Genomic DNA, 12,342 nt, shown 5'->3' on the forward strand with positions numbered 1-12,342 from the left:
CCGATAAGGCCGAGAAGAAGCAGGGTCGAAGCCAGCGCGCGCACGGTCTCGCCGGAAAAACCGGTCGAACGGGAAGCGTTGGTGGCGCGCGTGTTCATGGCGGTTCTCTTACAGGAGCCGCTTGTGAGAGGCAAGTGGGGGCCGCGTGGCGGGCCGTGATCTGTCGGATGTTGTCCCGAACATGCGCGCTCTTCCCCACGCGCGGCAAATGCGCCAGACTCGGGCATCGACAGGGTTTCGATGCCCCTGTCGCGGGAGGGGTCGTCCATGAATTTCGTGTTCTTCTCGCCGCATTTTCCCGCCAACGGCGCGGATTTCTGCGACCGCTTGAAGAAGGCCGGGGCCAGGGTGCTCGGTATCGGCGACGCGCCCTATGACGCGCTCGACGCCAAGCTGAAAGCAGCCCTTTCGGAATATTACCGCGTCGCCGACATGGAGGACTACGATCCGGTGTTCCGGGCGGTGGGGCATTTCATCCACAAATGGGGCCGTATCGACCGTTTTGAATCGCTCAACGAACATTGGCTTGAGCTGGAAGCCAACATCCGCACCGACTTCAACATCTACGGCACCAAGCTCGATTTCGTGAAGAACCTTAAGCGCAAGAGCCGCATGCGTGCCTTCTTCCGCAAGAGCGGCGTCGACACCATCGCGCAGCGCAAATGCTCCGACCGTGCCGGGGCCATGACTTTCATCCGGCGCGTCGGCTACCCCGTCGTGGTCAAGCCCGACAGCGGTTCCGGCGCATCGAACACCTTCAAGATCTCCAACGCCAAAGAGCTCGACCAGTTCTTCCGGGACAAGCCCGAGGACGTGACCTTCGTCATGGAGCAGTTCATCGAGGGGCTGGTGGTGACCTTCGACGGGCTGGTCAACCGCGACGGCGAGGTGGTGCTGGCGGCCAGCCACCGCTACGACCAGAGCGTCATGGAGGTGGTCAACAAGGACCGCCATATGAGCTACACCTGCTTTCCCAGGATCAGCCCGGCGGTCGAGGAGGCCGGCCGCAAGATCCTGAAAGCATTCGACGTGCGCGAACGCTTCTTCCACATCGAGCTGTTCGAGACCAAGGACGACCGGGTCATCGCGCTGGAGGTCAACATGCGCCCGCCCGGCGCCTGGATGACCGATGCGATCAACTACACGTTCGACATCGATGTCTACGCGGCATGGGCCGACATGGTGGTCAGGGATGCCGCCGGCGGCCCTTACGAGGGGAAGTATTTCACCGCCTATGCCAGCCGCAAGCGACGCCTCCACTATTTGCACAGCCATGAGGACGTGCTAGCCGCGCAGCGTGACAAGATCGTCCACCATCAGGCCATCGAAGAGGTTTTCAGCCGCGCCATGGGAAATTACGCCTACCAGATGCGCTCGAAGGACGAAGCAGCGTTGCGTGCAGCGGTCGCGTACATCCACGCGGAAAAGGCGTGAGGCGATGGACATTTCCTATCACAAGAATTTCTCGAGCCAGCTCGGCCGCGACATGGAATACAAGCGCTACGGCCATGCCGGCCGGCCGGTGGTGGTGTTCCCGACCTCGCAGGGCCGGTTCTACCAGTTCGAGGATTCCGGCGGGGTGGGCGCACTGGCCGAATTCATCGACACCGGCCGCATCCAGCTGTTCACGGTCGACGGCGTCGATTCTGAATCCTTCTTCGACAAGCATGCCGACGCCGCCCACCGCATCGCCCGCCACGAGGCCTATTTCCGCTATGTGCGCGAGGAGGCGCTGCCGGACTTCCTGTCCACAGCCGAGCAGGCCAATGGCGGGCGCAAGCTGAAGCCGCTGTTCTCGGGCTGTTCGATGGGCGGCTATCACTCGTCGAACTTCGTCTTCCGCTTTCCTGAACTCGCCAGCGGCGTCATTGCCCTGTCGGGCGTCTATTCGGCGCGCGACTTCTTCGGCAAAGCGCTCGAGGGCGACATTTTCTACAACTCGCCGCTCGACTATCTGCCCGGCATCGTCGATCCCAAACTGCTGGCCCGGCTGAAGGCGCTCAGGCTGATCTTCTGCTGCGGCCAGGGCGCCTGGGAAGAGCGGATGCTGGTCGAGACGCGCAAGTTGGAACAGATCCTGCGCGACAAATCCATTCCCGCCTGGGTCGATTATTGGGGCGGCGATGTCAGCCACGACTGGCCATGGTGGCACAAGCAACTGGTCTATTTCTTCGGCCGTTGGCTGGATGAGGACCTGATGCACAGGCTCGACTGACAGCGGGGCTCGTCCGCTGACAGCTACCCTTCCTGGCCTGCCGGCAGAGCGACGGTCTCGTGTTCCGACGCCGATCCGCGACGCAGGCCAAGGAAGACGACGATGGCGGTCATGACGGTGATTGCCGCCAGCACGATCAGCAGCCTGTCGAACGCCGCCTCGTAGGCCTGGACCAGAACAATGGCTCCAGCCTGGGGCAGATGTTGTGCTGCTTCGCCGAGATTGCCGGTCACCAGCAGTTGGGCTGCCGCTGCTGCCTGCGTCGAAGATGCCGTTCCCTGTGCGGCGAGATGCGCGGCGGTAAAGCCGGAAAGGGTCGCCATGACGATCGCCAGCGCCACGCCCTCGCAAGCGACGCGGGTGGTGTTGAAGATGCCGACCGCCATGCCGGCGCGCTCTCTCGGCACGACACTGACGGCGAGCCCGTCCATCAATCCCCAAGGCAAAGCGATGCCGACGCCGATCAGCATCAGCGGCGCCACCAGCGCACTATCGACCGGTGGTGTCAGGCTTAGCCAGACAAGCCCGGCGGCAGCGACGAGCAGGCCGACGCCGCAGATCGTGGCCGGCGCGATCCAGCGCGCCAGCTGTCCGGCGAGCATCGGCAGGATCAGCAGCGGGCCTGATAGGCAGATCATCAATTGCCCGGCCTTGATCTCGCTCATACCCTCGATGCCGATGAAGCGGATCGGCAACAGGACGAGCAGGACGACGAAGGCGTAAGCGGGTGCCGCAGCCAGAAACTGGACGCCGACGAAGCGGGGATAGGCAAACAGCGTGAGATCGAGCATCGGCCGTTGTGCTCGCCGCTCGACAACGACGAAGGCGACAAAACAGATGGCAGAAGCGGCCAGAAGGGAGACGACGAGGGGATCGGCCCAGCCGCTCTGCGGGGCCTGGAGCACGCCATAGGTCAGCGACGCCAGCGCGATCGTGAAGGTGCCGGCTCCCGCCCAATCTAGGCCCGTCGCATCCGGGTCGCGCGATTCCCTGATGGTGCGCAGGCCGAGCATGGCGGCGGCAATCGCGAGTGCTGCAACCAGAAGAAAGATCGACCGCCAGCCGAATGCAGAGATGAGCAGGCCCGACGCGATTGGGCCGAAGGCGAGGCCGATACCGAAACTGGTGCCGAGGAAGCTGAAGGCGCGCAGCCGCAACGGCCCTTCGAATTCCTGGGCAAGTGCCGAGGCGCCGCCAGCGAAGGCGGCCGCACTGCCGATACCCTGCGCGGCGCGGAAAATGTCGAACCAGATGATGTCCGGCGCCAGCATCGCGCCCAGCGACGCCAGGACATAGAGGGAGAGGCCGACGAGGAAGAGGCGCTTGCGCCCGTGATTGTCGGCCAGAGCGCCCGACGCCATCAGGGTGGCGCCGAAGGTCAGCATGAAGGCGTTTGTCACCCAGTTGAGCTCGATCGGACTGCCGCCGAGATCGGCCGCGATACGCGACAGAGCGACGGCCGGACCGGTGAAGGTCAAGGGCATCGTCATCGCGGCAAGGCACACGGACAAGAGCACGAGCCATCTCTCGGCAGAGCCGGTTGTGGTCCTGGAAGTCATGGATTTCCCTATCTGAAACAGTACTCGCCGGTGGCCCGCGCCATTGCGGAGCCGGTCGTGATGACAAGATAGGTCGTCGGCATTTCAGGAAAAATGGTGTTATATCTCCTGGTATATCGGACTGAAACGCTCGAATGGAATGACGCAATGGATCGTCTCAACGGGCTCCTGGCCTTCGCCCGCACCGCCGAATTCGGCAGTTTCGTCGCCGCCGGGCGGGCGCTTGGCATCTCGGCTTCCGCTGTCGGCAAAAGTGTCGCCCGGCTCGAGCAGGAACTCGGCGTGCGGCTCCTGCAGCGCAGCACGCGGCGCATTGGCCTGACGGAAGAGGGCAAGCTGTTCAACGAGCGGGTGCGCCGCATCCTCGACGACATCGACGATGCCGAGGCGATGCTGTCGCAGACACGGGAAACACCGCGTGGGCGGCTGCGCATATCCACCCCGATCGTCACCTATCATCTGCTGCTGCCGGTGCTGTCGGAGTTCATGGCACGCTATCCCGAGATCGAGCTCGACATCGATTTCAACGACCGGATCGTCGACGTCATCGACGAGGGTATCGATGTCGCGATCCGCAGCGGCGAACTGCCGGATTCGCGCCTTGTGTCGAGACCCGTTGCGCCCTTTCGCATGCTGCTGTGCGCGGCGCCCTCCTACCTGGACCGCCATGGCGCCCCCAGCGTGCCGGCTGATCTCATCAGACATTTCGGCATAAACTTCCGCTTCCTGAACAGCGGCAGGCTGCTGGAGTGGCCGTTCACTACCGGAAGCGCCGAACCGCAGATCCGCTCGATGCTGACCTGCAACAACATGGAAGCCTTGAAGGGCGCCACGCTCGCCGGCCTCGGCATAGCTTGCATGCCGGATTTCCTGGTGCGCGAGGCGCTGCACGAAGACAGGCTGCGTACCGTCCTCGATGGTCATGTCGACGGCCGTGGCCAGTTCCGGATGCTGTGGCCCTCCAATCGCCATCTGTCGCCGAAGGTGCGCGTCTTCGTTGATTTCCTTCCCGAGCGACTTGCTGCGACAAGCGGCTCGTAGCCAACTCATCGAATAAATATGATTAATATTGTCATGTTTGTGTGGAAACATCGGAGCGGCTGTGGCATGCCGCTGACGGTGAGGGTGCCGCGCGGCGCCTTGCCCGAACCGTTTCGAAGGACTTGAGCGATGGACCAACTTAGCGCGCAAACCCGGATCAGCGACGCGGCGATCAGATCGGTGATGGACCGGCTGCGCGCAGAGCACAGCGAATTCGAGATCGACACTGGCGTTGCCGACCAGTGGGAGCTCCGCCTCTACTACGGCTCGTTGAGCGCTACGCTCGATGATGAAAGCGTGCTGATCCGCGTCGCGGCGACAGACGAAACCTGCCTGTCCTACATGAAGATGACGGTCGCCGGCCATGTCGCCGAACATCTCGGCACGACCAAGGGCATCCATTGGCAAGGCGACGGCAGCGACGCCGGTACTCCGGTCTTCTTCCGCGAGATCACGGTGATGTCGTCGACGCGGATATCGGCGCATATGCAGCGCCTGCGCTTCGCCGGCAAGGATCTCGGCCGATTTAGCCATGGCGGCCTGCACATGCGGCTGCTGCTGCCGCCGCCTGGCCGCCGGCTGGTTTGGCCGACGATGGGCGCTGACGGCTTGATCGTCTGGCCTTCTGGCGACGATGCGCTTGCCGTGCGGGTCTACACGATCCGGGCGCTGGATGCCGCAAGCGGTTGGCTCGATGTCGATTTCGTGTTGCACCCCGGCCAGAACACGCCCGCCGCCACATTCGCGCAAAACGCACGGGCGGGAGACGTCATCGGCATGATCGGACCCGGCGGCGGCGACGCCCCGGTGGCGCAGACCTTGCTTCTGCTCGGCGACGACACCGCGCTGCCCGCCATCGGCAGGATTTTGGAGCATCTGCCGCCATCAACACGTGCCGAGGCGCTGATCGAGGTCGATAGCCCGGATGACCGAATGGCGCTGGCGCAAGGGGACAATATCGACATCACCTGGCTTTACCGGCGCGGCCTCGAGGCCGGCACCGCGGGCCTATTGTCGACCGCCTTGCGTGAGCGCAATCACATGGCGCTTGCCGACGGCCTGTACGTCTGGGCAAGTTGCGAATTCGGCGATTTCCGGGAGATACGCAAGATCGTGCGCAAGCAGTGGGGCCTGCCGCGCGACCGGCACCTGGTTACGGCCTACTGGCGTCGGGATGCGCATAGCGTGGGCGAGGGCGGCGAGGACTAGTCGCTGCTTATTGCCTGACGCTTCTCGCCACCAGCCGCGCCACGCTCGGGCCGATCACCAGCACGATCAGGAAGCGTGCCGATTGCAGGGCCATGACGAAAGAGATGTCGACGTTCTGCGCTGCTGCGGCGATGATGGCGATGCTGTCCATGCCGCCGGGGCTGGTCGCCAGATAGGCGGTCAGCGGATCGATGCCCAGGAGATGGCTGATCATGAAGGCAAGGCAGCCGCAAAAGGCGACCAGCGCCACGATCGAGGCGATGATCTGCGGCAAGGCGCCAGCCGCATGGCGCAGGATCGCCCTGGTGAAGTTCAGGCCGATCGACCAGCCGACCATGGCGTAGCTGACGGCCAGCAGCCATTGCGGCAATTGCATTTCCACGCCCAAGCCGAGATGGACGACGGTGCCGAAGACAAAGGTGCCGAGGAAGAAGGGCGAGGGCAGTCGGCACAGCTTTCCCGCCAGGCCGCCAACCAGCGCGATGCCGATGGTGGCGGCGAAGGCCTGGCGGTCGATCGGCGGAAACCAGACGATGGGCGGGATTTCGACGCCCGAGGTGTCGACCCACATCTTGGCAACGAGTGCTGCGGTCATCGAGACGAAGATGACGCGCAGATATTGCATGAAAGCGACGAGGCGCTGGTCGGCACCGAAGGCACCGGCCATCAGCACCATGGCGGTGGCCGCACCCGGCGACGAGCCCCAGACGGCGGTGGTGCCGGGCAGGATGCGCCAGCGGCTGATCAGCCAGCCGAGCAGGCTGGAGGCAGTGACGGTCGCCACCACGACGCCTAAAAACAGCGGCCATTCCTGGTAGAAGACCGGAAAGATGTCGGCCGAGATCGAGCTGGCGACGAGGCAGCCGACGATCGCCTGGGCGGCGCCGAACAGAAGATGCGGCACACGCACCGTGGCGCCATTGGTGCCGGCGACGATGGCCGCCAGCATCGGTCCGATCAGCAACGCCGCCGGCAGGGTGGCGAGTTCCAGCGCGCCGGCAAACAGCAGGGAAACAACCAGCAGGGCAAGCCACTGCCAGAGCTTACGCATCCGCGCCATGCGCTCGAGTGTGGGCAGGTCCGGGGATGGCTGCTCGGCCGAGGAATCCATGTTTCGGTCTTAGACTTGAAGCGGGACGATGCGAACCCCCGCTTTGCCGAAAAAGGAAGCTGTGTGACGCGCGAGTCACGCAGTTTACCAAGGTGTCAGAGCTTTCGGATAGGACCGGGATAACGGGCGACAAGATCGTCCATCGTCAGCAAGGTAATCCCCTCAATGGTTGCCTGGGCGACCAGGATTCGATCGAAGGGATCCTTGTGGATCGCCGGAAGTCCGTCGATGGCGAGGGCATGTTCACTGGTGATCGGCAAGTCGTGATAGCCATTGTCGAATAGGCCTCGCCGGAGCAAACGGGGATCGACCTGGAAATCATCCCGTCCCAGTCCTCGTTTGATTGCGATCTCCCAAAGGCTGGCGGGACTGAACAGCAATTCGTTCTCGGGGTCCTCAATCTCGGCGAGAGCCGCAGGTGTTAGCCGATCCGGTTCGCCAGCCGCCCACAGCAGCAAATGGGTGTCGAGTAGCAGTTTCAAGTGTTGACACCGAACAGTTGCTCAATCTCCTCGCCACCCATGCGGTCGAAATCGTCGGGAACGGAAAACTGGCCGGCCATAAAACCGACCCTTCGCGCCTGCGACGAGGCCGGCTGATCGATAGGCACGACTTTCACCAATGGTTTGCCCGCCTTGGCGATGATGAACGGCTCACCTTTGGCAGCTCGGTCAACGAGACGTGAAAGATTGGTCTTCGCATTGTGGATGTTCACGGTCTGCATCGCAGGTTTCTCCAAGTGGACTTAGTCCACAGAACTTAGTCCATTTTCAGAGAATTACAAGTGGAGCGCGATGACTGGCAAAACCCGGGGTCGAGATTGTTCACCTGTCGATATTGCACCTGGAGTGCGAACCTCGCCTCGGCATAAGCCGTGGGCGGATCACCCCGTCTTGCCGTCAGCCAGCCCGAAGCCGGCGACGGGGTGGGTCTCGACCTGGAATTCGAAGCCGGCGATGAACGGCCGCGCCTTGGCGATCGCCGCCTGGACTTCGGGAAGCTGCAGCGAGGCCTTGTGGCTTTCGGCGTCGGTCCACACTTCGGTGACCCAGATCGCGTCGGCATCGGCGGGGTCGCGCGCGATGATATAGCTCAGGCAGCCCGGCAGGGCGCCTGTACTGTCGCGCAGAAGGTCCATGACCGCGTCACGCTGGCCGCGCGCCGCCCGCATCTTGCCGATCAGTCCGTACATTCCGTTGTCTCCCTTTGAGGTTTTCGACAAGAACATGCAGACCGCCAGTATGCCGGTAGCCGTTCAAGGCATCAACTGGCCGCCATTCACCTCGATCACCTGGCCGGTGATGTAGCCGCTGAGAAGGTCCGAAGAGAGGAACAGATAGGCGCCGACGCAATCCTGCGCCGTGCCGGCGCGTCCCTGCGGAATGGTGGCGACCATGCCCTTCATCTGCTCGTCGGTCGAATAGCGCTCGTGGAACGGGGTGAGAATGGTTCCGGGCGCTACCGCGTTGACGCGGATGCCGAAGCCGATCAGTTCCTTGGCCATGCCGCGCGTCACATTGGAGACGAAGGCCTTGGCTGAGCCGTAAAGCCCGGCGCCGCCGCCGGCGCCGTTGCGCGCGGCGATCGAGGAGGTGTTGACGATGAAGCCGCCCTGTTTCTTCAGCCACGGGATCGCCTTGCGCGAAGCAGTCAGCACCGAGCGCGCATTGAGGTCCATCACAGCGTCGTAATGCGCCTCGGTCTGCTCGGCATAAGGGATGCGGCCAAGCATGCCGCCGGCATTGTTGACCAGCCCGTCGAGGCGGCCGAAATATTGCGCGCTGTCCTCGACGACGCGCTCGACATCGGCGGCAACGGAAAAATCGCCCTGAACGAGAAACACCTCGCCGCCCTTGTCGGCAATCGTCAAGCCGAGCTTCTCGGCGGCGTCTTGACTCGAATTGTAGTGCAGCGCCACCTTGCATTTCTGCGCTGCATAGGCCAGCGCGAGCGCCGCTCCGATGCCGGTTGACGCACCGGTGACCAGCACTGCCTTGCCGGCAAGATCGGGTATGCTGAGTGTGGTGGCTGGCACGGTTCTTCCTCCGGGAGGTCTGCCTGTCCTTCGTAGGCCCTTGCCACCCCGGTGTTCAAGCCTTTGAGCAATTCAAGGAAACGTGTGGAGCGGTTTCCCGGCAAAGCGAGTAGCGCTTTCCCTCGGGGAATTTGCGCCAAACAAACCGCTCTACGGATGCAGATAGGCGTAACCCTGGCCTTGCAGTTCGGCGAGTTTGACGACGCCGCCCTTGTCGGCGGCATGAAACCCGGCGAGCAGGTCGGGGAGCGAAATATCCATGCCTTGCATGGTGTTGGCGCAGGCATGGGGTTCCAGCCCCTGCCGCACCAGGCCGGCGAAGCGCCCGGAAATCGCGGCCGATATGCCTTTCGACTTGAAGGCCGCGAGCGCGGGACCATGCACGACCAGCACGATGTCGACATTGCCGCCGGTGCCCTCATAGTGGTTCTTGATGTTGCCGAGCACGAAATTGACCTTGTCGGTGTCGCTCAAGTGGTAGGCGACTTTTTGCCTTGCGGGCTCGGTGGCGGCTGCCTGTGCTGCCCGCAAACCGAGAAGCGTTCCGGTTCCGGCAAGAACCGCGCGGAACATATCGCGCCGACGCATGGAATCCTCCTCCGCTTGGCGGCCCGCCGCGAATTGCGTGGCTGCGGCCGCAATACTAGCATAAATTGACGTTGCGTCCTGTCGATGCGGAGGAGAGATCACATGGCGTTCAGGGCAGGGGAATGGAAGACAGTCGCCGGCGCCGGGTTTGGCGCGGCGCTGCTTGGCTTGCTTGCCGGATCGGCCTCCGCCGACGATGCGCTGAAGCTCACCGAACTCAGTCCGAACGGCGCTGATGCCTGTTTCGGCCGCGTCTATGATGCGGGGCATCTCAAGGCGCACCCGAAGCAGAAGGTAACGCGGATCTTCTTCTACTACGGCCATGATCCGGTCAGCCGGCCGAACGAGGAACCGACCGTGAATTCCGACACGTCCTACAATGCTTTCATCGCCACCACCGTGCGCGGCGCCAAGTCGCCGGAATGGGCCGGCGGCTGGTGCAATCATGCGTCCGAGGACGGCAAGACAGGCCCGGTTCATTGCGGCATGGAATGCGACCGGACGCTTGCGTCGCTGAAGGTCGACGACAAGGGCCGGCTGTTCCTCTCGGATCTGCAGCCCGACATCTATCTCGATGCCGGTTCGGAAGAAGAACTTGGCGCTGCGGAATATAGCAGGCAGGCACTCGGCAAGGATGACGACAATTTTCGCCTCGACCCGATCCCAGCGGCGACCTGCAAGGCGGAGTTCGCGCGCATCGATCCGGTCGACCCGGCGCTAGGCCCGCCGCTGCGCGAGCGGCTGAAGCCGGACCAGGCCTTCTGCTATGGGCGCGACTACGATGCGGCGCATCTCGGCTCGCACCCCGATCAACTCACCCAGTCGATCCGGGTTTTCCGCGGCAAGGTAGAGCTGGCGTCCTTCGCCTCGGGTGGCGACGCCGCCAACTGGCCAGACGGCGCCGACATTGCCGTTACCGTCACCACACGGCAGAAATCGGCTGAGGTTACGCAGACCTATTCCTGCCAGGGCGAAGCCGACCAGTGGCGCTGCGCGGCCAGTTCGAAGATGAGCGATTCTTCCTGCGACATCGCGCAGAAGGAGATTTTCCTCAAGCGTGGCCTCAATGGCACGATGATGCTGGCAAATCCCAACAGCGCGCTCGCGATCGTCGACCTGTGTTCGAAGGCCGCCGATGGCAAGACGAAATCCGACGACAAGGTCTATCGGCTGCAGCCGATGCCGCAATCGGCCTGCTCGCCTTGAGCTTCAATGGAGGGCGCGAATGGATAAGGCAAAAGTCTTTTGGTCTGGCGGATCGCAAGCAGTACGCATGCCGAAGAAATACCGTTTCGATACCGGCGAGATTTCAATCCGTCGCGAGGGCCGAGCGGTCGTTCTCGAACCGCTTGCGCAGGATTGGGTCTGGCTCGACAGTTTGACCGGGCCACTTGACGACGATTTTGTTGAGGCAGCTTTGGAAGGCCGATAGAGACTGGCGGCGCAGACCATAGGATCCATGCGTGACATCTGAGCGCTGCTGCGGTGCAGAATTCTGTTCCGCTGCACTCTACGGACAAGGTCGCGGCATGGATCCTCGGGTCTCCGCGACGGAGCTTCGCTCCTGCTTCGCCCGTGGATGACGAAGTCGAGAAGCTTCGGTTAATTTTCCCAAGTCGCTACAGGAAATCGCCTCAGGCGAACGGCACGGCGGTTGTGCCCTTCGGCAGCTTGGCCTCGTCGTCGGGCTCGACATGGATGGTGACGCGCACCGAGGGGATTTCGGCTTTCAGCGCGTCCTCGATGCGGTCGCAGATGACATGGCTGGCGCCGACCGACATGTCTGCGTCGACGACCAGATGAAACTCGATGAAGGTGGCGCGGCCGGCGATGCGCGTCTTGAGGTCGTGCACCTCGAGCGCGCCCTTGCAATTGGCCGAGATGACGTCACGGATGCGCATGTGTTCCTGGGTGTCGACGGCGCGGTCCATCAGGCCGTTCATCGACGAGCCTATGACATGCCAGCCCTGCCACAGGATGTTCAAAGCCACGAGGACGGCAAGTGCGGGGTCAAGGATCTGCCAACCGGTCAGGATCGCTCCGACCAGGCCGCCGAAGACGCCGATCGAGGTGACCACGTCGGTCATGATGTGGTTGCCGTCGGCGACCAGTGCCGGTGATTTCTCCGCCCTGCCGGCGCGGATCAACGTCCAGGCCCAGAAGGCGTTGATGACCGTAGCGACGCCGTTGACGGCAAGACCTTCCCAGGGCTGTTCGAGCGGTGCCGGGGTCTGCCAGTGGCGCCAGACCTCGTTGAGGATCAAAAGGGCGGCGAGCACGATCAGCACGCCTTCCAGCACCGCCGAGAAATACTCGGCCTTGTGATGGCCGAAAGGGTGGTCCTGGTCGGCCGGCTTGTGGCTGACCTGGATCGCCCAGAAGGCTGCAACCGAGGCAATGACGTTGACGATCGATTCCAAGGCGTCCGAGTAGAGCGCCACCGAGCCGGTGACGTACCAGGCGGCAGCCTTCAGCGCGAGCACGACAAAAGCGACGATAATCGACCAGAAGGCGAGATTGGCGATTTTGCGCTTCGCGGCCGCCTTGGCCGCGATCGCCATCGTGTTCTCGGCTTCAGCCATGA

14 protein-coding genes are annotated in these 12,342 nt (G+C 63.1%); 6 read left to right on the forward strand and 8 right to left on the reverse strand.

Annotation, left to right across the window (positions count from 1 at the left end; all coding sequences use genetic code 11):
• The first annotated feature begins 267 nt into the window (after positions 1-267).
• Complete coding sequence (locus NP945_RS21445; protein ID WP_256747461.1) at positions 268-1,434, forward strand: ATP-grasp domain-containing protein; 1,167 nt, start codon at positions 268-270, stop codon at positions 1,432-1,434.
• 4 nt (positions 1,435-1,438) lie between these two features.
• Complete coding sequence (locus tag NP945_RS21450) at positions 1,439-2,215, forward strand: esterase family protein (protein WP_127271710.1); 777 nt, start codon at positions 1,439-1,441, stop codon at positions 2,213-2,215.
• Positions 2,216-2,238: 23 nt separating this feature from the next.
• On the opposite strand, the gene NP945_RS21455 is transcribed toward NP945_RS21450, so the two are convergent.
• Positions 2,239-3,774 (reverse strand): MFS transporter, encoded by a 1,536-nt coding sequence (locus tag NP945_RS21455; protein WP_127271712.1) that lies wholly within the window; start codon positions 3,772-3,774, stop codon positions 2,239-2,241.
• A gap of 147 nt (positions 3,775-3,921) precedes the next feature.
• Between NP945_RS21455 and NP945_RS21460 the strand changes: the two genes are divergently transcribed.
• Both NP945_RS21460 and NP945_RS21465 read left to right on the forward strand, forming a co-directional pair.
• Positions 3,922-4,815 carry a LysR family transcriptional regulator gene (locus NP945_RS21460; protein WP_127269787.1) on the forward strand — a complete coding sequence of 298 codons (894 nt, stop codon included), beginning with the start codon at positions 3,922-3,924 and terminating at the stop codon, positions 4,813-4,815.
• Between the two features lie 129 nt (positions 4,816-4,944).
• On the forward strand, positions 4,945-6,024 hold the full coding sequence (locus tag NP945_RS21465) for a siderophore-interacting protein (RefSeq protein WP_128308073.1): 1,080 nt from the start codon (positions 4,945-4,947) through the stop codon (positions 6,022-6,024).
• 7 nt (positions 6,025-6,031) lie between these two features.
• Here NP945_RS21465 and NP945_RS21470 read toward each other — a convergent pair whose 3' ends face one another.
• The 6 genes from NP945_RS21470 to NP945_RS21495 all read right to left on the reverse strand — a co-directional run bounded on the left by NP945_RS21470 (position 6,032) and on the right by NP945_RS21495 (position 9,758).
• The gene (locus NP945_RS21470) at positions 6,032-7,135 is read right to left on the reverse strand and encodes an AbrB family transcriptional regulator (protein ID WP_256747462.1); all 1,104 of its coding nucleotides are present in this window, start codon (positions 7,133-7,135) and stop codon (positions 6,032-6,034) included.
• Between the two features lie 95 nt (positions 7,136-7,230).
• Positions 7,231-7,617: a type II toxin-antitoxin system VapC family toxin gene (locus tag NP945_RS21475; RefSeq protein WP_127270551.1), complete on the reverse strand. Its 387-nt coding sequence runs from the start codon at positions 7,615-7,617 to the stop codon at positions 7,231-7,233.
• The gene (locus NP945_RS21480; RefSeq protein WP_056595839.1) at positions 7,614-7,859 is read right to left on the reverse strand and encodes a type II toxin-antitoxin system Phd/YefM family antitoxin; all 246 of its coding nucleotides are present in this window, start codon (positions 7,857-7,859) and stop codon (positions 7,614-7,616) included. Before NP945_RS21480 ends, NP945_RS21475 begins: the two co-directional genes overlap by 4 nt.
• 159 nt (positions 7,860-8,018) lie before the next feature.
• The gene (locus NP945_RS21485) at positions 8,019-8,327 is read right to left on the reverse strand and encodes a putative quinol monooxygenase (protein WP_127320720.1); all 309 of its coding nucleotides are present in this window, start codon (positions 8,325-8,327) and stop codon (positions 8,019-8,021) included.
• A gap of 63 nt (positions 8,328-8,390) precedes the next feature.
• Positions 8,391-9,170: an SDR family NAD(P)-dependent oxidoreductase gene (locus NP945_RS21490; protein WP_127270549.1), complete on the reverse strand. Its 780-nt coding sequence runs from the start codon at positions 9,168-9,170 to the stop codon at positions 8,391-8,393.
• 150 nt (positions 9,171-9,320) lie between these two features.
• Complete coding sequence (locus tag NP945_RS21495) at positions 9,321-9,758, reverse strand: DsrE family protein (protein WP_127270547.1); 438 nt, start codon at positions 9,756-9,758, stop codon at positions 9,321-9,323.
• A gap of 102 nt (positions 9,759-9,860) precedes the next feature.
• Between NP945_RS21495 and NP945_RS21500 the strand changes: the two genes are divergently transcribed.
• Together NP945_RS21500 and NP945_RS21505 are read left to right on the forward strand one after the other, a co-directional pair.
• On the forward strand, positions 9,861-10,964 hold the full coding sequence (locus tag NP945_RS21500) for a hypothetical protein (RefSeq protein WP_128308072.1): 1,104 nt from the start codon (positions 9,861-9,863) through the stop codon (positions 10,962-10,964).
• A 19-nt stretch (positions 10,965-10,983) separates the two neighbouring features.
• The gene (locus NP945_RS21505; protein WP_032808618.1) at positions 10,984-11,190 is read left to right on the forward strand and encodes an antitoxin; all 207 of its coding nucleotides are present in this window, start codon (positions 10,984-10,986) and stop codon (positions 11,188-11,190) included.
• 202 nt (positions 11,191-11,392) lie between these two features.
• Here the strand turns inward: NP945_RS21505 and NP945_RS21510 are convergent, their stop codons facing one another.
• Positions 11,393-12,340 carry a cation diffusion facilitator family transporter gene (locus NP945_RS21510; RefSeq protein ID WP_023809882.1) on the reverse strand — a complete coding sequence of 316 codons (948 nt, stop codon included), beginning with the start codon at positions 12,338-12,340 and terminating at the stop codon, positions 11,393-11,395.
• Positions 12,341-12,342 lie beyond the last annotated feature (2 nt).

The sequence above is a fragment of the Mesorhizobium sp. LMG17149 genome (genome assembly GCF_024518695.1).
Lineage (GTDB): Bacteria > Pseudomonadota > Alphaproteobacteria > Rhizobiales > Rhizobiaceae > Mesorhizobium.